Here is a 21,125-nt window from a genome sequence, read left to right as displayed (position 1 = left end):
GGAAGAATTTTTTGTTTTTCGCTGGCGCCCCAGCACAATCGCGTCATTCCGGGGCGGCGGGGGAGAGGGCCGTCGAACCAACCCGGCGCTCGTGCCGACCAAGCCAAGACTTCCACTCCCGAGGAGATTTTTGATGGCAGGCGCAATGACCGTGGACGGCAGCATCGTCCGGATCGACCGGCCGATGCCGTGGTTCGGCCGACTGCTGTCGTTGCCGCTGCTGGCGGCGAGCGCCTATCTGCTGTGGAATGTCGGGCTCGGCCTGCGCCAGGACTTTTCCGGATTCGGCAGGCTCGCCGACGACCTCGTGCCGGTGCTGGTGTTCACGGGGCTCGGGCTGCTCGTCGGCATTCCCGGCCTGATCCTGCTGACGTTCCGCACCTTCGTCGTGCTCAACGAGGCGCTGCGCCAGATCGTCATCACCAGGCAGTTCGGGCCGCTGAATATCCGCAAGCAGCGTGATCTCGCCGACTATCACTTCATCAGCATCACCGACGATGACGATCCGCAACTGACGACCTACGACGTCAATCTCTGCGGCAACAAGGGCACCGAAGCGATTTCGCTGATGAGCTTCACCAAACGCGACGATGCCAACCAGCTCGCTGAGGAGCTCGGGCGTGCGCTGAAACTGCCGGCGCGCGACTATGTCGGCACCGAACCGGACGCGGACTAGGGCCTCACCACGACCTGTTGCGGCCTGCTCCGGAAATTGCCATCCTCGCGGCCGAACACCGCTATGGAAGGCCATGACCTCTGCGAACAATTCCATTCCCGCGATTCGACCGCGCGGCAAGGGCCATCAATTTCTCTTGTATGGCGATGCCTGTTCGGGCGTGCCGGCTGCACTGCATGAGAAGACCTTCGCCTCGGTCAACGCGGTCGTTCAACGCCTCAGACCGCAGCCTGAATTCATTCTCTTTCCAGGTGATGAGATCATTGGACTGACGCCGGATCCGGGCGCGCTGCGCGCGCAGTGGCGATATTGGCTGGATACGGAAATGGCCTGGCTCGACCGTGCGGCCATTCCGATGTGGCACACGACCGGCAATCACACGACCTACGATGTGATGAGCGAGGCGATGTTTCGCGAAGTGCTGGACCTGCCGGACAATGGGCCGCCGGGGCAGAGTGGTCTTTCCTACTTCGTGCGGCGCGGCGACCTCCTGATGGTGTTCGTCAACACGCTCTGGAGCGGCCTTGGCGGGGAGGGCCATGTCGAGCTCGCGTGGCTGGAAGCCACGCTGAGAGAACATGCCAGCGCGCGGCACAAGCTCGTCCTCGGCCATCACCCGGTGTTTCCTATCAACGGCTTTACGGGGACGTATCAGCGCGAGATCGGTCACGAATATGCTCGCCCGTTTTGGGACATCCTGGTGAACGAAAACGTGCTTGCCTATCTGTGCAGCCACATCCTCGCCTTCGATGTGCAGGCGCATCGCGGTGTCCTGCAGATCTGCACTGCGGGTGCGGGAACGGCTCACAGGATGCCGGAAGGCGTCGAGTATCTGCATTGTGTTCAGGCCGCGCTTGATGCGGAAGGCCTGCGTTATCAGGTGCTCGATATCGAGGGCGCCATCAGGGAGAGGATTGAATGGCCGCTGCGTGATCCTGATCCCGCCGGCTGGAGAGAGCTGCCGTCCGGAGTTGCCGAAGCGCCATTCTGCGGGCGTGCGCAGAGCGGACACCGGATCGACCTGAGACTGGTGGGGCAAAGTGCTGCGACCGATGTCGCATCAGCCCAGACAATCCTGACGGCTTTCGCGTCTGGTTCGATCGCGCCGTTCTGGCTCGGGCTCCGTGGACTGAAGCAAACTCTGACAGCCATCATTGGCCGTGAGCCGGGGCGCAGTCCATCCTATTGGTTTGGACCTGATCTTTCAGCAGGCGAGAATTTCGACATTCGTGTCACGCTCTATCCGGATATGGGCCCGGGCGGTCTTCTCTACCGCCATCACGGCTCGCCCCATTGGTCGTCCTTCACCTCTGCGTCGGCGCAAGGGCTGGAGCAGCTTTCGTGGCCCCAACATTGGGCTATCGGCCACGGACAAGGCGGCAGCGAAGACCGCGCCTTCAGAGGAGCGGCGCTGAGGTTGCTGATCGCGTGAGCGGGCCCAAAGAAATCGGTGGCTGGATTAGCTCAAAATATCCTTCTGCATCTTGCCGGCGTAGAAGTGGAAGAACGGCACCGGCGCGTCATGGCGCAGCGGGCCGGTGGCGAGGCGGGTGTCGAGCTCGTTGAGCACGTTCCGTGTCATTGGATGCAGATCGGCGAGCGGCTTTGAGCCGAGCTCGACCCAGACCAGCTCGACCAGCTCCGCGTCCGCATGGATCACGCCCTCGACGTGATGGGTGATCGCGGACGCATCCGCCGTGAAGAAGCGCGTGTCGAAGCGCTTGACGCGACCGGGCGGCGTGATCGCGCGTGCGATCAGGAACAGGCTGGACGGATCGGGCAGTAGGCCCGCATCCGCGAACGGCTTCCAGGGACCCTCGAGCCTGGCTTTGCCCTCGCTCTTGCGCCCGAGGCAGAGACCGGTCTCCTCGCAGGCCTCGCGGATCGCGGCAATCGCCAGCGACTTTGCGCGCGAGGCCGGGGTCTTCGGGCTGCCCTTGGCGAGATTCGCTTCCAGCTCAGTGGTGATGGGGGCCGCGACCGGCACGCGATAATCGTCCTTGTCGACGCGGCCGCCGGGGAAGACGAATTTTCCGGGCATGAACACCACCTTGTCGTGGCGCTTGCCGACCAGCACCTTTGGAACGGTGCCGCTGCGATCGACCAGGATCAGTGTCGCTGCATCCCGGGGACGGAAATAGGGATGGTGGTCGGCTTCCTTCTGATCGTGGACTTTCGCCTTTTCGTCCTGCGCAATATCCGTCATGTCCTCACCCAAACTGCTTTTATTTATTTTGCTTACACCGGCGGAATACCATCCGGCGGGTTGTCGTCAAACCCGTGCATGCGCAGAGCCCATTGCAAGCCGACCACAGCTCCCTTCACCGGCTGCAACAGCCCGAGCGAGGCGAAGAGGGTGAAGGGCAAATAGGCGGCGAAGGTGAGCCAGCCCGGCGTCGTGTAATTGGTCTCGATCCACAAAATGGCTGGCACAGTGATGTGGCCGACGATGACGATCACGAGATAGGCGGGCAAATCGTCGGCGCGGTGTGGCGTGAAGTCGAGGCTGCATGTTGCGCAATTGTCCGCCGTCTTCAGGAAGGCGCGGAACAATTTTCCCTGGCCGCAGCGCGGGCAGCGGCCGCGAAAGCCCCGCCTCATCGCCGCCCAGACGTCGCGCTTCTCGACGAGGCCGGTCTCGCGTGTCCAGATCTTTGGGGCTGCGCTCATGGTCACCATGCCTTGCCCTTCTGTCCCCCACCTTTCCCCTTGTTCTTGCCTTTGCTCTTCTTGCCGGGCTTTGGCTTCGGCGGCTTGCGTTTTCTGTCTGGGCTGCGTCCGGGCTGCGCCTTGAGCGAGGGACGGCGCTGCGGGCCAGCCTGCCTGCGGTCGCGCGGCGCGGTCTCGCTGGATGACGACAGCAGCTCAAAACGCAGCGCGCCCGCGATGGGGGCTGCCTCGATCAGACGGACGTCGACGACATCGCCGAGCTGGTACATGGTGCGGGTGCGCGTGCCGACCAGTGCGTGGCGGCCCTCGTCATAGTTGAAATATTCCGTGCCAAGGGATCGGATCGGGATCAACCCGTCGGCGCCGGTCTCACTCAGCTTGACGAACAGGCCGGCGCGGGTGACGCCGGAGACGCGCCCCTGAAAACTCGCGCCGATGCGGTCGGCGAGGTGATGCGCGATCAGGCGGTCGACGGTCTCGCGCTCGGCCTTCATCGCGCGCCGCTCGGTCAGCGAAATATGCGCGGCGACTTCGGCGAGGGTTTCCGCCGTCTCGCTGTCGGGCAGGGCGCCTTCGCCGAGCCCGAGCGCGCGGACCAGTGCGCGGTGCACGACGAGGTCGGCATAGCGGCGGATCGGCGAGGTGAAATGCGCATAGCGGCGCAAATTCAGGCCGAAATGACCGTAATTCTCCGACGAATATTCGGCCTGCGCCTGCGCGCGCAGCACCACCTCGCTCACCAGCGGGAAGTGGTCATGGCCTTCGAGCTGCGCCAGCACGCGGTTGAACAGAGCGGGGCGCAACGCGCCGCCTTTCGCGAACGGCACGTCGAGTGTCTTCAGAAATTCCTGGAGCGCGTGGACCTTCTCCAGCGTCGGCTCGTCATGCACGCGGTAGATCAGCGGCAGCGATTTCTTCTCCAGCATCTCGGCTGCCGCCACGTTGGCGAGGATCATGAACTCCTCGATCAGCTTGTGCGCATCGAGCCTTTGGGGAATGACGACACGATCAACGGTGCCATCACTCTTCAGGAGGATCTTGCGCTCGGGCAGATCGAGATTGAGCGGATCGCGCTCGTCGCGCGCGCGCTTGACGCAGGCGTAAGCCGCATAGAGCGGCTTCAGGATCGGATCGAGCAGGGGGCCGGTGGTGTCATCAGGCCGTCCGTCGATCGCGGCCTGCGCCTGCGCGTAGCTCAGCTTGGCGGCCGAGCGCATCAGGATGCGATGGAATGAGTGCGAACGCTTGCGGCCATCAGGCGCAATGATCATCCGCACCGCGAGCGCGCCGCGCGGCTCGCCCGGGACCAGCGAGCAGAGATTGTTGGAGATGCGCTCGGGCAGCATCGGCACGACGCGGTCGGGGAAATAGACCGAGTTGCCGCGGTCGAGCGCGGCGCCGTCGAGCGCGGTGCCCGGCTGCACGTAGAAGCTCACATCCGCAATGGCGACGTCGACGATGAAGCCGCCTCTGTTGTTCGGATCCGGGTCTGGCTGCGCATGCACCGCGTCGTCGTGGTCCTTGGCGTCAGGCGGATCGATGGTGACGAGCGGGACGTCGCGCCAGTCCTCGCGGCCCTTCAGGTTTGCGGGCTCTGCGGCCTCCGCTTCGCGCTCCGCAGCGGAGGAGAATTGCAAGGGGATGTCGTGGGCGTAGATCGCGATCAGGCTGATCGCCTTCTCCGATTTGACCGAGCCGAGCTTCTCCTTGACCCGGCCTGAGGCCAGCCCAAAGCTGCGCGTGCGGACGATGTCGACGCTGACGAGGTCGCCGTCCTGGGCGCCGCGCGTATCAGCCGCGGCGATGTTCAGCTCGCGGTCGGCGGACTTCTTGTCAACCGGGATCAGCCGTCCGCCGCCTTCGGGAAGGCTGCGGAAGACGCCGAGGATGCGGCTCTTGGTCTTGTCGAAGACCTTGATGATGTGGCCGCGATAGGCCGGACCTTCGGTCTCGTTGGTCGGCTCGACCCGCAGCAGCACGCGGTCGCCGACGCCGGCGGTCGTGCCAGGCTTTGGCCGGCGCGGCATTGCGATCAGGATTTTTGGCGGTTCGCCGCTCTCGACCTCGTCCCATTCGCTGGGAGCGGCGATCAGCTCGCCGTCAGAATCGCGGCCGGTGATGTCGGCGACCAGCGTCGTCGGCAGGCTGTCCGGCTCGGAGACCGTGTGGCGTTTTTTCTTGATGGTGCCGTCGTCAGCGAGCTCGCGCAGCAGGCGCTTGAGCTCGATGCGATCGGCGTTCTTCAGGCCGAACTCGCGCGCAATCTCGCGGGTCCCGACCTTTCCTGGATGTGCCTTGATGAAGGCGACAATGGCGCTCCGCTCGGGAAAGCCATGGTCATTCTTGCGTTTCACTTAACCTCTTAAGTCGTGCCGGCACTCTTCTTGGCCGGAGCTTTGGCGGCGGGCGCCTTGGTCGGCGACGTCTTGACTGCTGAAGTCTTGGCGGTCGACGACACGGCTGCGCGTGCCTTGCTGGTGGATTCGGATTTGGTTTTGGCCGCGGCTTTCTTCGCGGCCGGTTTCTTCTTCGGCGCGGCCTCGTCACCATCCGCAGCCTTCGCAGCGGTCTTCTTGGCCTTGGCCGGCCTTGCTGCCTTCTTGGGCTTCTTGCCGCCGCCCTTGGCCGCGCGCTCGTCGATCAGCGCGATCGCCTGCGGCAACGTCACCGTGTCCTTCTCGAACTCCGCCGGGATCGTCGCGTTGACGCCGCCCGCGGTGACATAGGCGCCGTAGCGGCCGCTCTTCACGGTGACGGTGCCGAGCGTCGGATGATCACCGATCGCCTTGCCGGGATCAGCACCAAAGCGCCGGTTCGGGCCCTTGGCGACCTTCTCCGCGATCAGCGTGACCGCGCGATTGAGGCCGATGTCGAACACCTCGTCGCCGGCTTCTAAGCTGGCGTAGGTCTTCTCGTGCTTCACGAACGGCCCGAAGCGGCCGAGGCCTGCCGTGATCGGCTCACCGGTCTCCGGATGCTTGCCGATCTCGCGCGGCAGCGACAGCAGTTTCAGCGCAAGCTCGAGCTCGACATCGCCAGGCGGGGTGCCCTTCGGGATGCCCGCGCGCTTCGGCTTCTCGCCTTCCTCATAATCCTTCTGCTCGCCGAGCTGGATGTAGGGGCCAAAGCGGCCGGCCTTGACCCAGACATCGCGACCCGTATCAGGATCCTGGCCGAGCGAACGGTCCGCGGTGGTCTCGCTGTCGGCGGCGAGCTGTCGGGTGTAGCGGCATTCCGGATAGTTCGAGCATCCGACGAAGGCACCGAACTTGCCGGCCTTGAGGTTTAGCCGGCCGTTGCCGCAGCTCGGGCACTGCCTGATGTCGCCGCCATCGGCGCGCGGCGGATAAATGTGCTGTCCGAGCAGGTCGTCGAGCACATCAAGCACCTGCGCCACGCGCAGATCCTTGATCTCGTCGACGGCGCCGATGAAGCCGGTCCAGAAATCCTTCAGCACCTGCTGCCAGGAGATCTCGTTGTTGGAGATGCGGTCGAGCTGCTCCTCCAGATTGGCGGTGAAGTCGTATTCGACGTAGCGGGCAAAGAAGCTTTCGAGGAACGCGACCACGACGCGGCCCTTGTCCTCGCCATGCAGGCGCTTCTTCTCCAGCTTGACGTAGCCGCGGTCCTTCAGGACCTGGAGGATCGAGGCATAAGTCGAGGGCCGGCCGATGCCGAGCTCTTCCATGCGCTTGACCAGCGAGGCCTCGGAGAACCGCGGCGGCGGCTCGGTGAAATGCTGGGTGACGGCGAGCGACTGCCGCTTGAGCGCATCGTTCGGGCTCATCGCGGGCAGGCGGCGGGAATCCTCGTCCTCCTCGTCGTCGCGGCCTTCCTGGTAGAGGGCGAGGAAGCCGTCGAACTTGATGACCTGGCCGGTGGCGCGCAGCTCCAGCGTGCGCGCACCTGCCTTCGCATTGATGTCGACGGTGGTGCGCTCGAGCTCGGCCGATTCCATCTGGCTCGCGATGGTGCGCTTCCAGATCAGCTCATAGAGTCGCGCCTGATCGGCATCGAGCTTGCGGCTCATGCTGTCGGGGCGGCGCGACATGTCGGTCGGGCGGATCGCTTCGTGCGCTTCCTGGGCGTTCTTGGCCTTGGCCTGGTACTGGCGCGGGGCGTCCGGCACGTAGGCGTTGCCGTAATCCTCGCCGATCACCTTGCGCGCCTGGGTGATCGCGGACGGATCGATCTGCACGCCGTCGGTACGCATATAAGTAATGAGTCCGGTGGTCTCGCCGCCGATGTCGATGCCTTCATAAAGGCGCTGGGCGATGCGCATTGTGTGCGCGGGCGCAAAGCCGTATTTGCGGCTGGCTTCCTGCTGCAAGGTCGACGTGGTGAAGGGCGCCTGCGGATTGCGGCGAGCCGGCTTTGCATCGACCGCGGTCACGGCGTAGGCGGCTGTTTCCAGCGCCTTCTTGAAGTCTTCGGCTTCCGCGCCGGTGCCGATGTCGAGGCGCTGGATCTTCTTGCCGTCGGCGCCGACAAGACGGGCCTCGAAGGCATCACCGCGTGGCGTCAGCAGGGTCGCGATCAGCGACCAATATTCGCGCGCAACGAACTTCTCGATCTCGAGCTCGCGGTCGCAGACCAGCCGCAGCGCCACCGACTGCACGCGGCCGGCCGAACGGGCGCCCGGCAGCTTGCGCCACAGCACGGGGGAGAGGGTGAAGCCGACCAGATAGTCGAGCGCCCGGCGCGCCATATAGGCGTCGACCAGCGCGCCGTCGATCTGGCGCGGATGCTTCATCGCGTCCGTGACCGCCTGCTTGGTGATGGCGTTGAACACCACGCGCTCGATCTTGTGGTCCTTCAGCGCGCGCTTCTCTTTCAACACCTCCAGCACGTGCCAGGAGATGGCCTCGCCCTCGCGATCAGGGTCGGTCGCGAGAATCAGGCGGTCGGCGCCCTTCAGGGACTTGGCGATGTCGTTGAGCCGGCCTGCCGCCTTGGGGTCGATCTCCCAGATCATCTTGAAATTGGCGTCGGGATCGACGGAACCGTTCTTCGCCGGCAAGTCGCGGACATGGCCGAACGAGGCCAGAACCTCGTAGGACGAGCCCAAATACTTGTTGATCGTCTTGGCTTTCGCCGGCGACTCCACAATGACGATATTCATGTAGTTCCAGTAACTTACGGGGAAATATTGGGCCGAAATCGACGAGATTCGGATCGGCCCTTTCGACCCGAACATGGGTGGTGAGGCCCTCGCTGTCAAATCGAAGGGTGTTGAAAGCCCGCGGAATGGGAAAAGTTTCATATCGAGAAAGTTGCGAAATACCACCTTGGAGTTGTGGCCGGTGTCGGCGTAATGTTTCCGCGGGGCATGGATTCGGGTGGGGCTGGTGGCAAAGCCAGGAAAGAAACGGGCGCGCGCCGCAACAGGCGCGCGGGGAGGCTCGCGCAACGAGGAACCGGGGGAGGGCGGCGTCGATGAAGCCGTGGCCTTCATCGCCGAGCAGGCGGGCGCATTGCGCAAGCTCGCCGAGCGGCACAAGCTCGATGTGCTGCATTATCTTCTGGGCATGACCAAGCTCGAGGCCGACGAGCATTTGCGTCTGCGGAGCAAGCGCAAGCTGTCGTAGGGGTGGCCGGCCGAGATGCAGCCGGGCCGTCGCCCTTCGAGGCTCGCCGAAGAGGCGAGCACCTCAGGGTGACGGGGATGGATGGGAGCGCGCCGCTCTAACCACGTCATTGCGAGCGTAGCGAAGCAATCCAGAGTCTTTCCGCGAAGGCAGTCTGGATTGCTTCGCTACGCTCGCAATGGACGGGTGTGGCGGCTGCGTACCATCATCAAGCCGACCGCCGCCGCGGTGCCGGTCGCGGCTTCAGGGTGATATCGGCCAGGCTGAGCAGCCGTCCATCCTCGGCGTGCAGTTCGAGCTTCTTCACCGGGCGGCCTTTGGCGCGATCGATCATGATGGTGTCGATCTCCTCGGGCGTATCGTCGAACTCCTCGCTCCATTGCCGGAGCGCGACCAGGATCGGGAAGAGGCCGCGTCCCTTCGGCGTCAGCACATATTCCTGGTAGGCGCTGCCGTCGGACGCGGGGACCATCGCCAGAATGCCATGGTCGAGCATTGATCGCAGCCGCGCCGACAAGATGTTCTTGGCCATGCCGAGCTTGCTCTGAAACTCGCCAAAGCGGCGCAGACCGAGCATCGCCTCGCGAATGATCAGGAGCGTCCACCAGTCCCCAATCGCCTCCAGCGATCGCGCGACCGGGCAACCGTCACCCTCAAAACTCGTTCGTTTCACCATCGTGCGGCCCTGTCGCATTCGCCCGAGTTCGGGCGGATCACGCGCTTTTGTGGTTGCATTATAAAACCAATCGGCCTAGATGGCAACATAGTTTCATTATGAAACCACTGGAGGCGAGCATGAGGCTGAAGAACAAGACGGCACTGATCACTGGCGGCAACAGCGGCATTGGACTGGCGACGGCGAAGCTGTTCGTGGCCGAGGGCGCGAAGGTCGTGATCACCGGACGCAACAAGGAGACGCTGGCGGCCGCGGCGAAAGAGCTCGGGCCGAACGGCCTTGCGGTCGAAGCCGACATCACCGACATCGCCGCAACGGAAAAGGCGATTGCGCAGGCGGTCGCAACATTCGGCAAGCTCGACATCGTGTTCGCCAATGCCGGCATTCCCGGCAACACGCCGGTCGGCGGCACCACGCTCGCGGCGTTCGAGCAGGTGATCCGCACCAATTTGACCGCGGTCTTCTTCACCGTGCAGGCGGCACTACCGCATCTCAATGACGGCGCATCCATTATCCTCAACGGGTCGGTGATCTCAGTGCTCGGCAATCCCGGTTATGCGGCCTACGCCGCCAGCAAGGCCGGCGTGCGCGGGATGGCGCGCGTGCTCGCCTCAGAGCTTTCGCCGCGCGGCATCCGCGTCAATGTGGTGGCGCCGGGCGCGATCCGCACGCCGATCTGGAAGGGCGCGGCACCGACGGAACAGGCATTCGCCGTGCTGGAGGGCCGCATCGCCAAGACGACTCCACTTGGGCGCATTGGTGAAGTGGATCACATTTCGAAGACGGTGCTGTTCCTCGCCTCGGATGATTCTGCACATGTCACGAGTGCGGAGATCTTCGTCGATGGTGGTTCGACCGGATCGCCAGCCGGCGCGCCGATCTATCGCGGTTGATCAAGTGAAGTGAAAATTGAATCGGCCGGCGCGCGAGACACGGTTGCGCCGGTCGGTTCCCACATCTCACGGGATGTATTTCCTGAAGCTTGCTTGATGCATTGAACCTTCGCGGGTGCTGCCAAGACCTTTCTACGGGCAGGGGTCATAAGACTCATTTTGAAGGAGCCCGTTATGCCAAAGGCAGCTCGTATTTATTCTCCGATTTCAGCACCGCGTATTTACACCGAACGTTCCGCAGTCCCGGCCAAGCACTCCGACACGTCAGAGTTCATCGGGGTCGTCATCTTCTCCGGCATCGGGCTTTTCATTTCGCTCCTCGCCGTGATCCTGGGTGTGCAGGGCGCCTGGTTTTAGTTCACGCGAGCTGTCAGCCGCCGCCGGAGTCCGGCAGCGGCTGTCGTTGGCTTAAGGTTTACGCCGCGCGCAGGCTGGTTGCCGCCTGGAGCGCGTTCGCCAGCGACTTCTCGCGATGGTCCGGGCCAACCTGGATGCCATCGGCGATGATGAATTCCGGATTTTGGATGCCGATGAAGCCGAATACGCCGCGCAGGTATGTTTCGAGATGCTCCAGCGCTGCGGCCGGCGAGCCCGCGCCGTAATAGCCGCCGCGCGAGATCGCAACGATCACGCGCTTGCCGCCGGCGAGGCCCTGCGGTCCGTTGGCGTCGTATTTGAACGTCTTTCCCGCCACCAGAATGCGATCGATCCAGGCCTTGAGCTGGCTCGGAAGCGTGAAATTGTACATCGGCGCGCCGATCACGACGATATCGGCCGCGAGGAACTCGTTCAGCACGGCCGCGCTCGCGGCAAGGTCAGGTCCGAGTTCCGCAGGCGCGGGTGCGCCCTGGGCGGCTGCAAGGTGCGATCCGGAGAGGTGGGCGAGCGGGATCTGGGTCAGGTCGCGGTAGACGATGTCGAGCGACGGGGTTGCCTGTCGCAGCCGGTCGACGATGGCAGCGGAAACCTGCCTGGAGACGGAGTGGGGGCCGAGCACGCTGGAGTCGATATGGAGGAGTTTCATTTGGGTCACCCATGGTATAGATTTGTAACCCGCACTACATGAGTGACTGTCGAAATCCCTGCAAGAACGCACATTTTTGGGCCATGAGCACATCATTGAAACCTGCACACATCGATTTGCCTGCCCCTCCGACGCGGCCGGATCCCAACCACGCCGGCTGTCGCGGCGTCGCCTCGGTGCTCTCGCGCGTCGGCGACAAATGGAGCGTGTTCGTCATCATGACGCTTGGCGACGGACCAAAGCGCTTCAACGAGCTCAAGCGCATCATTGACGGCATCTCGCAGCGGATGCTGACCCTGACCTTGCGCGGGCTCGAGCGGGACGGGCTGGTGACACGGACGGTGTTTCCGACCATTCCGCCACGGGTCGATTATGAATTGACAGAACTCGGTCGCGGGCTCGCCGACCCCGTGCAGGCGCTCGGCCAATGGGCGTTTGCGCATCTGCCGGAGATCGAGGGCGCGCGGACGCGCTTCGACCAGAGGAACGACACCTAAAGCAGCGATACCAACCCGCCGCCGTGACGTTCGAGCCGGCCGGCGAGTTCCAGCTCCAACAGCACTGTGCGCACGATCGCGGGCGAGGCGCCGGACATCCGCACGAGATCGTCGATCGAGATGGGGGGCCGGGCCGAGCAGGCCGGTGATCTGGTCGCGGTCATGCCCTTGCGGATCGTTCTCGAACGGCTCGCTGTCGGGCTCGCTGATCGGATGCATCAGCGGCCGCTCCATGATCGGTGCGACAGCGTTGACGATGTCGGCGGCTTCGGTGACGAGCGTTGCGCCCTGCTTGAGCAGGTCGTTGGTGCCGGCGGCGCGCGGATCGAGCGGCGAGCCGGGGACGGCGAACACTTCGCGGCCCTGCTCGGCCGCCATGCGCGGTGATCAGCGAGCCCGAGCGGTGCGCGGCCTCTACCACGACCACGCCGAGCGCGGCGCCGGAGATCAGCCGGTTGCGGCGGGGAAAGTCGCGGGCGCGCGGCTCGTGGCCGAGCGGCATTTCGGAGATCGCCGCGCCCTGGTGATCGAGGATCGATGTGAGCAGATCGCCGTGCTCGGGCGGATAGATGCAATCATGTCCGCCGGCGAGCACCGCGACCGTGCCGCTTGCGACGCTGGCGCGATGCGCGGCCTGATCGACGCCGCGGGCGAGCCCCGAGATGACGATGAAGCCGGCCTCTCCAAGCTCGCGCGCGAGCTGGCCGGCGAATTTCAGGCCCGCGCCGGAGGCATTGCGCGAGCCGACGATGGCGATCATCGGACGCATCAGCGTTGCGTTCTCGCCGCGCACGGCGAGCAACGGCGGCGCATCGTCGATCATCGCCAGCCGCGCCGGATAGCCCTCCTCGCCGGGCGCGAGCCAGGCGATGCCGAATTTGCGGCTCGCGGCAAGCTCGGCCTTGGCTTCGTCCACACTGCCGATGCGCCCCGATCGCGCCGCACCGCCCCGGCGCGCCAGATCAGGCAGCCGCTCCAGCGCGGCACGTGCCGAGCCGAAATGATCGACCAGCGAACGGAAGGTGCGCGGCCCCGGTATTATGGCGCAAACGCCACAACGGCCCGATCATGAGCTTCAGGGCGATTGGGGCCGTGCTCCTTGCACTCGTCGTCAGCGCAATTGCCTTCGAAATGGTGAATGTTGGAGAACTGGACGTTCTGAGGGTCGCTATTGGGATTGTATCGGAAGGGGTCACCCGTTACGAGCAGTCGCCAGCAAAACCGGGTTATGTGCTGAGGGGTGCCGGGAAATACGTCATAGTATCGAGCCCAGCCCCAGAAATAGAGGAGCTTCTGCCCATTCTGGATTTCGACTATGTCCGAAGGAGTAATGGCCGCGGCGGGGAAACGAGGGACCATGCCGCCCCCAGCTTTTGTTTTAGGGGGGAGGAGGGCTGTTCCGATTTCGTTTGTGGGATAGTCGAAGTTAAACCCGGGCATGATCTGGCTCGGCACCAGCAAACACTCGCTGTGCATCGTCATATTCTTGGTGGGAGTGTCTCCACTGTTTTCCCAGTTGGGCCTGAATCTCCAGTGATATTGACCGGTAGGCTTATGGATTTCCCAATAAGCCAAGACGCCAGTCGCGAAAACGAATGCGCGCTCGCCAGCGATCATCGCATCATGCGCGATGTCAGCAGCTCTCTTAGAAGCATCGATGGAGGCTTTCATGTCGCGACCCTGCGCTTTGCTGGCGCGCCAAGTAACGATCCAGAGGCCTATCGTAGAAACGGCGAGAACGCCGGTAAACCCGACAAGCCACAGCGTGAAATAAGCAACGGGGTCCTCGCCAGCCTTTTCCCAAAACCCGTTTTTATTTTCCTTCTCAGTGGTATGTTCGGCGGCCTGATGATTGTCGGCGGAGTGATGCTCTGGGGGCGAATACATTATCCCCCACGCGATACTACCGCCGAGAGCAAATCCCATCAGAGCCGCGAAAAGCGGCCAAACTAGCCATTGGTAACGCACAGAGCCCCGCCGCGCTCAAATCTCTTCCAATGCTACCCCTTCGAGTTCTAAGGCCGCAATACACGCAAGAAAGAAAGTGGCCGGGAATGTTCCCCGCGCCAGCTTGTTCGTGATAGACGCCTCGGTCTCTTTCAGTCCGTGCTTCCTGAGTCGCTTGGCCAGCTCGCCATAGGTGACTTCGGTATCCTTCAGCTTGTGCTTTAGGAATGCTGCGGCGCGCTCGGCCCATTCCTCTTCGGATTTGATGTTCATGGGCACCTCCAATTTGGAGGCTATCATATCTGATAGATTGCTGTTGACAAGTCGAAACCTCTCACATATGATAGCTTTCATAAACGAGAGGGGCAGCAAATGGCACAGCACTTTCTTCTTTCCCGGGCGGCTAAGACCCTCTCGCTGGCCCAGGTTTTCCAGATGAAGGACGAAGAGGCCGAAATGGCCTTCCGCCGCATCCGTTGGGCCGATACCAACGGCGAGCCGGTTTGCAGCCACTGCGGCGGTGTGGATGCCTATGACTGCCGTCGCTTGAAGGGTGCGCCGCGCTTCCGCTGCCGCGCCTGCAAAAAGGACTTCACCCTTACCAGCGGGACGCTGTTCGCCAGCCACAAGCTGCCCCTGCGCTGCTATCTGGCGGCCATCGCGATCTTCTGCAACGAAGTGAAGGGCAAGTCGGCGCTGGCGCTCAGCCGCGATCTCTGCGTCTCCTACAAGTGCGCCTTCGTCCTCCTGCACAAGCTGCGGGAAGCCATGGCAGACGAACTCAAGGGCCGCGTGATCGGCGGCGAGGGCAAGGTGGCTGAGGTGGATGGCGGCTATTTCGGCGGCTACGTGAAGCCCGCCAACCGCAAGGAAGATCGCCTTGACCGTCGCTTCACCCGCAACCAGAACGGCAAGCGCAAGGTGGTGGTGATCGTTCGCGAGCGCGGCGGCAACTCGGTTCCGGCCGTATTCAACAGCGAGAGCCAAGCCGCCTCATTCATTCGCTCCCGCATCGCCAAGGGGACGGTTGTGCATGCGGACGAAGCCGGCTCTTGGGACAACCTGCATGAGCGTTTCGAGGTGAAGCGCATCAACCATCAGGAGGCGTATTCCATGGATGGCGCCTGCACCAACTGGGCCGAAGAATACTTCTCCCGCCTGCGCCGCGCCGAGATCGGCATTCACCACCATATCGCTGGCCCATATCTGCTCCGCTATGCGCAGGAGTCGTCGTGGCGCGAGGACAACCGCCGCGTCTCGAATGGCGATCAGACGCAGCGGATTGCCGGACTGGCCTTGAAGCGGGGCAAGTCGGTGGACTTCACCGGGTACTGGCAGCGCCATATCGTGGAAGGAGAATAGGTAAGTCAAACTCACCTATTAATTGAATGGAACTTGTGGCAAAATCACAGTTCCGAATGCAAAAAGCCGCCTCCGGAAACCGGGACGGCTTTTCGTAGGTCGGAACTAGCTAGGCTAGGACCGCTCTGTGCAACCGTGAATGTAATCATTCCGGAGAACGTGTCTAGCCTCGTTGGTCACCGTATCAACCATATGAAAAGGTTAGACAAAATGACTAACAACGACCTCCCCGTCACCACCGAGCAACAGCTGAGATTGGACCTTCAAGTCGCCGCCGAAGGCGAATTTGACGGCGTTGGAATGGGCGTCCTGTCGGACGGCACGCCGTTTCTCACTATCCGCGGCCTCGCTCGCATGTGTGGCGTAGACCATGCCGCAATCGTCCGGATCACTGCGGACTGGACGGTAAAGCCCCCGCGTCCTCGCGAACAGAAAATTCGGGAGTTGGTGCGGGCGCAAGGAGCCGACGACAGCACCGCGTTTATGGCGGTAGTGAAAAACGGGACGATCAACCATATCGTGCCGGCCGCCGTGTGTATGGCGATCTTAGAATACTATGCGTTCGAGGCCCGCGGAGATAATACGCAGGCCGCCAAAAGCTATCGCGTCCTCGCGCGGAAGGGCTTCAATGACTTTATCTATGCGCAGGTGGGGTACAATCCCAGCGGCGCGGCGAGCGTTGCGTGGCAACAATTCCACGACAGGGTCACGCTCGCATACCACACTGTGCCGCAGGGCTATTTTAGCATCTTCAAAGAACTCGCCGACATCTTCGTAATGCTGATCCGAAAAGGGGCGAACCTCGGTCCAACTTTTGTTCCAGACATCAGCGTCGGTCAACTGTGGGCCAGATACTGGACGTCGGAAAATCTCGAAGTCCTGTATGGCGACCGGATCAAGTACGAACACAACTATCCCGGCTATTTCCCGCAAGCAGCCTCCAATCCTCAGCATCCTTACTGTTACCCGGATGATGCGCTGGGTGAGTTCCGGAAGTGGGTTCGCGAGGTATACTTGCCGAAACGTATGCCGGGATACCTGCTCGACAAGGTTAAGCAGGGCCAGCTTCCTCCCGCCATCGCGACAGCCGCGCTTGAAGCCTTTGAGCCGCTGAAGCCGATCCCGCCAAGACGCTAAGGTGAAATCGTCCAGCGGAAGGGCCTCGCTTCGCCCACCCGCTGGACGCCCTTGCCGTCATGATTCGCGAGGCTGTGCTGTATCCCCAGCGAGACAGATTGCACCTCCTCCTTGGAAGCCTCCTGTACGCCAGCGGCGGCGAGGATGGCGGCGGCAAGCTCCTGAGCTGTCATAGGCTCTGCGGCCGTCCTGAGCACGTCCACGGCCTTCCTATATAATGTGCCGCGCTTGAACCACTTGTTCGGCTTCCGTCGCTTCACGGCGATGCCAGCCAGGTTGTAGTTCGGGTCTAGCATCTTGATGACGGCTTCCACCTGCCGCATCTGCTCGCTCATCTCATCGTACTTCTGTCGGTTCTCAAGGATGGCCCCGCCTAGCTCGGCATGAAGCCGTTCAAGGGTGAAGATGGCCGGTCGGGTGTACGGATTCTGCGTCGGTCTGTGTCGCGCCATGTTGATCTCCTTTTCGCTGGAGAAATGGCGGCGAAGCACTCATCATGCTTGTGGCGTTTGCGCCATAATACCGCGCGGCCCGACATTGTCCGAACGGATCAGCCGCAGGCGGTCGATCCTGTCAGCCTCGGTCAGCTCCACGCTCGGATTGATGGCGTCCACGGCAGCTCCTTGTGGGCGCAGCATGGAACAACCTGAGGGCGTGGGCAACAGGGGGGAGCTCGATCGCGGTCAAAAGCACAACCGGGAAGACCCGCCGCGGTCGACGGGTCCTCTCCAAGCTCGTCCGGTTAGCGTGCGTGCGCCGCCTGAACGGCACCGACGCCGCCACGCAAGAGGCGTGCATCAAGGCTGAACGCACCAGCGCCGAAGGCAAAGATCTGAAGCAGTCCGCCCGCCATCATCACGTTCTTGAGGAAATGGATCATCTGGTTCTGATCGGCAAAGTTGTTGTGGAACGAGGCTGCGGCAGCCACCGAGAAGATGGCGAGCGCCAGCGCGACCGAGCGGGCCTGATAGCCTGCGATCAGCAAGAGACCGCCACCGAGTTCGACCAGAACTGCGATCGCATAAGCCACCGGCGGCACCGGTAATCCAGCAGAGGCGATGTAGGCAGTCGTCGCACCATAGGCGGCGAGCTTGCCGAAGCCGCTCATTGCAAACGGGAGGCCGATCATCAGCCGGCCAACGAGGGAAGCATAACGGGTCGTATCCATGGTAGTCGCTCCTGTGCTTGGTTGAGGTCCGACGGCGGTGACGCACCAGCGTCTGCCGTTTGGAAGAGGTTGCGTCGCGGGCCTTCGTTGTGGCCTCACGGTGGCGCTTTTGAATTGCGGCATAAATAGAAATGATGGAAAGTCACCGTTTCTATTATTGACCTATGAGCCGACCGTCGCGGCGCCGAATGCTGCGGTCGAGATGCCCGTCTCGAAACGCTCGACGCATTCATCCGATCGGTGTTGTCTCGCCAGACTCCACGCATGGATTGATCGCGTCGACGTGCGCTTGCACGGCCTCGTCGCGATGCTAAAAGCGATCCCAATAAGAAGGATTTTGCCATGATCTCACTCGCCGACCTCCAACGCCGCATCGCGAGCGGAGAGCTTTCGCCCGATGACGCCATCACCCAGTCGCACGCGGCGATCGAGGCCAAGGAGAAGGACGTCCGTGCCTTCGTCCGTCATGACAAATCCGCGAAGGCGCAGGCCTCCGGCCCGCTGCGGGGCATCGCGGTCGGCATCAAGGACATCATCGACACCGCTGATATGCCGACCGAGATGGGCTCGGAGATCTATCGCGGCTGGCAGCCGCGCGCGGACGCGCCTGTCGTGATGATGCTGAAGCGGGCGGGCGCCACCATCATCGGCAAGACCACGACGACGGCGTTTGCCTCGCGCGATCCGACCCCGACGCTCAATCCGCACAATCTGGGCCATACGCCCGGCGGCTCGTCCTCCGGTTCGGCGGCGGCCGTCGGCGCCGGGATGATCCCGCTGGCGTTGGGCACCCAGACCGGTGGCTCGGTGATCCGGCCGGCCGCCTATTGTGGCGCTGCTGCGATCAAGCCGTCGTTCCGGATGCTGCCGACCATCGGCGTGAAATGTTATTCGTGGGCGCTCGACACGGTCGGGCTGTTCGGATCACGCGCAGAAGATCTCGCGCGCGGACTGCTGGCGATCACCGGGCGTACTGAATTCGACGGCATTGTCGCGGCGAAGGCACCGCGCGTCGGCGTGGTCAGGCAGGAGTTTGCCGAGGCCGTCGAACCGGCGGCGGAAGAGGGGTTGCTGGCGGCGATCAAGGCGGCCGAGAAGGCCGGCGCCAGCGTGCAGACCATCGATCTGCCCGAGGCGGTGCAGGAAGCCTGGCGCATCCACCCGATCATCCAGGATTTCGAGGCGCATCGCGCGCTCGCCTGGGAGTTCGACCAGCATCACGACGAGATCGCGCCGATGCTTCGCGAAAGCCTCGACGCCACCGTCGGACTGACGCCGAAGGAATATGACGACGCCCGCCGGATCGCCCGCCGCGGACGTCGCGAGCTAGGCGAGCTGTTCGAAGGTTTCGACGTGCTGCTCACCTATTCGGCGCCGGGCGTAGCACCAGCCAAGGAGCTCGCCTCGACCGGCTCGCCCCGCTACAACCGGCTGTGGACGCTGATGGGCAACCCTTGCGTCAACGTGCCGGTGATGAAGGTCGGCGGCCTGCCGATCGGCGTGCAGGTGATCGCGCGCTTCGGCAACGATCCCGGCGCGCTGGCGGCGGCGTGGTTCCTGGAGAACGCGCTGGCGAAATCAGGCTAGCGCGGGCTCGGCCACGGGCAGGGTGCGTCGGGCCTCGGCGCCTGTGGCGCCTTGCCCGAGCCAGCGCTCGGCGGCCTCGCGGCCGCTTCGGTGCAGCGTGCGGATGAAGCCGCGGCCGAGATCGGTGGACGAGCGCTGTGCGAGGCCGTCGATGGAGTCTTCTGCGGCGATTTTGGAGAGTCGCAGCGCGGGGGCTCCGTGCGACTGCGCCCATGCGATCGCTGCGATCTCGGCCTTGAGTGCGGCGTTGGCCGCGATCTGGTCGAGACGGCGATCGATCGCGGCGAGCGTGATCGGCACGTAGCTGTCGCGCGTGGGCGTGATTTGGACGAGCAGCAGGTCGGCGGTTGCCGATTGCTGCGCCAGTTTGATGAGCGGCGGATTGCCGCCAAGGCCGCCGTCCCAATAGGCCTCACCGTCGATCTCGACGGCGCAGTGAACCAGCGGCGGGCAGGTCGAGGCCAGCGCGACGTCGGCAGTGATCGCGTCATTGCCAAAAATCTGCTGCTGCCCGTCACGGATCCGCGTCGCCGCGATCAGAAGCTTTGGGCATTTGGCATTGCGTAAGCGCGCAAAATTGATGTCGCGCGACAGCGCCAGGCGCAGCGGATCGAGATCGAACGGATCGAACTGGCCGGAGCGCAGCGTCGGACCGAAGGCGACCGAGCTTCCCGCCGGCGAGAAGCCGCCGATCAGCATCAGGGAGCGGAACGAGGCCTCGTGCATCAGCCGGATCCAGAACCGGTTCAGCCGCGAGCGAGCGCCTTCGCGGCCGCCTTCGGCCAAGCCGCAGGCCAGCAGCAGCGCGTTGATGGCGCCGGCGCTGGTGCCGCTGATCGTGTCGAATTCAATGGACGGCTCTTCCAGCAGCCGTTCCAGCACGCCCCAGGTGAAGGCGGCAAAAGTCCCGCCGCCCTGGAGCGCGAGTGACAGTCTTTTGGGCGGCCATTGGCTGGGGCGCTCCTGCGCGGGCGCAACAATGGCTGCGACCTCGATCGCTACAGGAGCTTGCGATACGGGAGCGGGGACAGGCTTCGGCGCAGGCGGCGGTGAGGGCGCATCGGACCAGATGTTGGTCGATAAGAGCAGCCGACTTGCCGCAGTGGCCTGCGAGCCGTCGCCGTGCGTGCCGTCAATCTTCTCGCTCATTCTGAGCAACCGCGTAACGCCATTTCCGCTGTCAGGATGACAGGCATGGAACCCGTTCGCTACTGCCGGCCGCGAAGGGCTTCCGAGTTGCGAACAGGAATTGGCACATAATGCGGAGGCCGTGCGGCGGTATCCGTACTTTTTCCGCCCCTACGCCTTCTCGCCGATCCGGCTTTCCTTGCCTGATTGCAGCCGCTTGATGTTCTCGCGATGCGCGTAGAACAGCAGCAGCGTCAACACCACGGCCAGCGAAGTCAATTTGGGATCGCTAAACCACCAAAGAAATAGCGGCGTGACGAAGGCTGCCACCAGTGCCGAGAGCGACGAATACCGGGTAGTGAATGCGGTCGCGAGCCAAAGCAGGCAGAAGACCAAGGCGCCTGCTGGAATCAGGCCGAGCAGGATGCCGATATAGACCGCGACGCCCTTGCCGCCCCGAAATTTGAGCCAGACCGGGAAGAGATGGCCAAGGAACGCCCCAAGCCCGGCTACCAGTGCAGCGTCGGAGCCGCCGATGCGAAACGCGATGAGTACCGCCGCGGTGCCCTTGAGTGCGTCGAGCAGCAGGGTGCCCGCGGCGAGGCCCTTGCGCCCCGTGCGCAGCACATTGGTGGCGCCGATGCTGCCGGAGCCGATCGAGCGGATATCCTGCGTGCCCGCGAGCCTGGTCAGCACCAGCCCGAACGGAATCGAGCCGAGCAAATAGCCGATGACGAAGGCCACCGGCAGGAATGCATCAAGCCCCATGGCG

General features: G+C 63.4%; 21 protein-coding genes and 2 pseudogenes. 9 read left to right on the top strand and 14 right to left on the bottom strand.

The annotated features are described in order from the left end of the window. Nucleotides 1–133 precede the first annotated feature (133 nt). Both FXB40_RS20000 and FXB40_RS19995 read left to right on the top strand, forming a co-directional pair. Nucleotides 134–676, top strand: a complete 543-nt coding sequence (locus FXB40_RS20000; protein WP_148773874.1) for a hypothetical protein — start codon at nt 134–136, stop codon at nt 674–676. A 73-nt stretch (nt 677–749) separates the two neighbouring features. Then, a complete protein-coding gene (locus FXB40_RS19995) occupies nt 750–2,108 on the top strand; it encodes a metallophosphoesterase family protein (RefSeq protein WP_148773873.1) in 1,359 nt (452 codons plus the stop codon). Nucleotides 2,109–2,135: 27 nt separating this feature from the next. On the opposite strand, the gene FXB40_RS19990 is transcribed toward FXB40_RS19995, so the two are convergent. From FXB40_RS19990 to topA, 4 genes are read right to left on the bottom strand one after another with little or no spacing between them, the layout of a single operon-like run. Next, nucleotides 2,136–2,882 carry an NUDIX hydrolase gene (locus FXB40_RS19990; protein WP_148773872.1) on the bottom strand — a complete coding sequence of 249 codons (747 nt, stop codon included), beginning with the start codon at nt 2,880–2,882 and terminating at the stop codon, nt 2,136–2,138. Nucleotides 2,883–2,914: 32 nt separating this feature from the next. Further along, nucleotides 2,915–3,355: a DUF983 domain-containing protein gene (locus FXB40_RS19985; protein ID WP_148773871.1), complete on the bottom strand. Its 441-nt coding sequence runs from the start codon at nt 3,353–3,355 to the stop codon at nt 2,915–2,917. Beyond that, nucleotides 3,349–5,700, bottom strand: coding sequence for a ribonuclease R (gene rnr / locus FXB40_RS19980; protein WP_148773870.1), 2,352 nt, complete (start codon nt 5,698–5,700; stop codon nt 3,349–3,351). The genes FXB40_RS19985 and rnr overlap by 7 nt, the downstream gene beginning before the upstream one ends. Before the next feature lie 8 nt (nt 5,701–5,708). Beyond that, nucleotides 5,709–8,468 (bottom strand): type I DNA topoisomerase, encoded by a 2,760-nt coding sequence (gene topA, locus FXB40_RS19975; protein ID WP_148773869.1) that lies wholly within the window; start codon nt 8,466–8,468, stop codon nt 5,709–5,711. Between the two features lie 226 nt (nt 8,469–8,694). Between topA and FXB40_RS19970 the strand changes: the two genes are divergently transcribed. Next, nucleotides 8,695–8,934 carry a hypothetical protein gene (locus FXB40_RS19970; protein WP_148773868.1) on the top strand — a complete coding sequence of 80 codons (240 nt, stop codon included), beginning with the start codon at nt 8,695–8,697 and terminating at the stop codon, nt 8,932–8,934. 208 nt (nt 8,935–9,142) lie between these two features. On the opposite strand, the gene FXB40_RS19965 is transcribed toward FXB40_RS19970, so the two are convergent. Further along, the gene (locus tag FXB40_RS19965) at nt 9,143–9,610 is read right to left on the bottom strand and encodes a winged helix-turn-helix transcriptional regulator (protein WP_148773867.1); all 468 of its coding nucleotides are present in this window, start codon (nt 9,608–9,610) and stop codon (nt 9,143–9,145) included. 119 nt (nt 9,611–9,729) lie between these two features. Here FXB40_RS19965 and FXB40_RS19960 point away from each other — a divergent pair, with 119 nt between their 5' ends. Both FXB40_RS19960 and FXB40_RS19955 read left to right on the top strand, forming a co-directional pair. After that, the gene (locus tag FXB40_RS19960) at nt 9,730–10,503 is read left to right on the top strand and encodes an SDR family NAD(P)-dependent oxidoreductase (RefSeq protein WP_187436997.1); all 774 of its coding nucleotides are present in this window, start codon (nt 9,730–9,732) and stop codon (nt 10,501–10,503) included. A 174-nt stretch (nt 10,504–10,677) separates the two neighbouring features. Further along, entirely contained in the window at nt 10,678–10,860 is a 183-nt protein-coding gene (locus FXB40_RS19955; protein WP_148773865.1) for a hypothetical protein, read from the top strand. Between the two features lie 58 nt (nt 10,861–10,918). Here the strand turns inward: FXB40_RS19955 and FXB40_RS19950 are convergent, their stop codons facing one another. Continuing rightward, the gene (locus tag FXB40_RS19950; RefSeq protein WP_148773864.1) at nt 10,919–11,527 is read right to left on the bottom strand and encodes an FMN-dependent NADH-azoreductase; all 609 of its coding nucleotides are present in this window, start codon (nt 11,525–11,527) and stop codon (nt 10,919–10,921) included. Between the two features lie 83 nt (nt 11,528–11,610). Between FXB40_RS19950 and FXB40_RS19945 the strand changes: the two genes are divergently transcribed. Further along, the gene (locus FXB40_RS19945) at nt 11,611–12,024 is read left to right on the top strand and encodes a winged helix-turn-helix transcriptional regulator (RefSeq protein ID WP_148773863.1); all 414 of its coding nucleotides are present in this window, start codon (nt 11,611–11,613) and stop codon (nt 12,022–12,024) included. Here FXB40_RS19945 and dprA read toward each other — a convergent pair. From dprA to FXB40_RS19930, 3 genes and pseudogenes are all read right to left on the bottom strand, one after another. After that, nucleotides 12,021–13,057: pseudogene (gene dprA / locus FXB40_RS19940) on the bottom strand (DNA-processing protein DprA); the annotation flags it as partial. The gene FXB40_RS19945 and the pseudogene dprA sit on opposite strands and share 4 nt — an antisense overlap. A gap of 5 nt (nt 13,058–13,062) precedes the next feature. Further along, on the bottom strand, nt 13,063–13,950 hold the full coding sequence (locus FXB40_RS19935; RefSeq protein WP_148773862.1) for a hypothetical protein: 888 nt from the start codon (nt 13,948–13,950) through the stop codon (nt 13,063–13,065). Nucleotides 13,951–14,007: 57 nt separating this feature from the next. Then, nucleotides 14,008–14,244 carry a DUF6471 domain-containing protein gene (locus tag FXB40_RS19930; RefSeq protein WP_148773861.1) on the bottom strand — a complete coding sequence of 79 codons (237 nt, stop codon included), beginning with the start codon at nt 14,242–14,244 and terminating at the stop codon, nt 14,008–14,010. A 99-nt stretch (nt 14,245–14,343) separates the two neighbouring features. Here FXB40_RS19930 and FXB40_RS19925 point away from each other — a divergent pair, with 99 nt between their 5' ends. Further along, nucleotides 14,344–15,333: an IS1595 family transposase gene (locus FXB40_RS19925; RefSeq protein WP_148773860.1), complete on the top strand. Its 990-nt coding sequence runs from the start codon at nt 14,344–14,346 to the stop codon at nt 15,331–15,333. A 210-nt stretch (nt 15,334–15,543) separates the two neighbouring features. Continuing rightward, nucleotides 15,544–16,470 (top strand): BstA C-terminal domain-containing protein, encoded by a 927-nt coding sequence (locus FXB40_RS19920; RefSeq protein ID WP_148773859.1) that lies wholly within the window; start codon nt 15,544–15,546, stop codon nt 16,468–16,470. On the opposite strand, the gene FXB40_RS19915 is transcribed toward FXB40_RS19920, so the two are convergent. The 3 genes and pseudogenes from FXB40_RS19915 to FXB40_RS19910 all read right to left on the bottom strand — a co-directional run bounded on the left by FXB40_RS19915 (nt 16,467) and on the right by FXB40_RS19910 (nt 17,638). After that, nucleotides 16,467–16,922 carry a hypothetical protein gene (locus FXB40_RS19915; RefSeq protein ID WP_148773858.1) on the bottom strand — a complete coding sequence of 152 codons (456 nt, stop codon included), beginning with the start codon at nt 16,920–16,922 and terminating at the stop codon, nt 16,467–16,469. The genes FXB40_RS19920 and FXB40_RS19915 overlap by 4 nt on opposite strands. Before the next feature lie 72 nt (nt 16,923–16,994). Next, nucleotides 16,995–17,108, bottom strand: a pseudogene (locus FXB40_RS50135) (DNA-processing protein DprA); the annotation flags it as partial. A 104-nt stretch (nt 17,109–17,212) separates the two neighbouring features. After that, nucleotides 17,213–17,638, bottom strand: coding sequence for a DoxX family protein (locus FXB40_RS19910; protein ID WP_148773857.1), 426 nt, complete (start codon nt 17,636–17,638; stop codon nt 17,213–17,215). 342 nt (nt 17,639–17,980) lie between these two features. Here FXB40_RS19910 and FXB40_RS19905 point away from each other — a divergent pair, with 342 nt between their 5' ends. After that, nucleotides 17,981–19,225 (top strand): amidase, encoded by a 1,245-nt coding sequence (locus FXB40_RS19905; RefSeq protein WP_148773856.1) that lies wholly within the window; start codon nt 17,981–17,983, stop codon nt 19,223–19,225. On the opposite strand, the gene FXB40_RS19900 is transcribed toward FXB40_RS19905, so the two are convergent. Next, nucleotides 19,217–20,374: a patatin-like phospholipase family protein gene (locus tag FXB40_RS19900; RefSeq protein ID WP_187436996.1), complete on the bottom strand. Its 1,158-nt coding sequence runs from the start codon at nt 20,372–20,374 to the stop codon at nt 19,217–19,219. The two genes, FXB40_RS19905 and FXB40_RS19900, sit on opposite strands and share 9 nt — an antisense overlap. Before the next feature lie 150 nt (nt 20,375–20,524). Further along, nucleotides 20,525–21,121 carry a glycerol-3-phosphate 1-O-acyltransferase PlsY gene (gene plsY / locus FXB40_RS19895; RefSeq protein WP_148773961.1) on the bottom strand — a complete coding sequence of 199 codons (597 nt, stop codon included), beginning with the start codon at nt 21,119–21,121 and terminating at the stop codon, nt 20,525–20,527. Between the last annotated feature and the right edge of the window lie 4 nt (nt 21,122–21,125).

Origin of the sequence: Bradyrhizobium rifense (assembly GCF_008123425.1) — a bacterium.
Classification (GTDB): Bacteria; Pseudomonadota; Alphaproteobacteria; order Rhizobiales; family Xanthobacteraceae; genus Bradyrhizobium; species Bradyrhizobium rifense.
The sequence above is the reverse complement of the archived record's forward strand: the minus strand, read 5'-3'. Positions and strand labels throughout refer to the sequence as shown.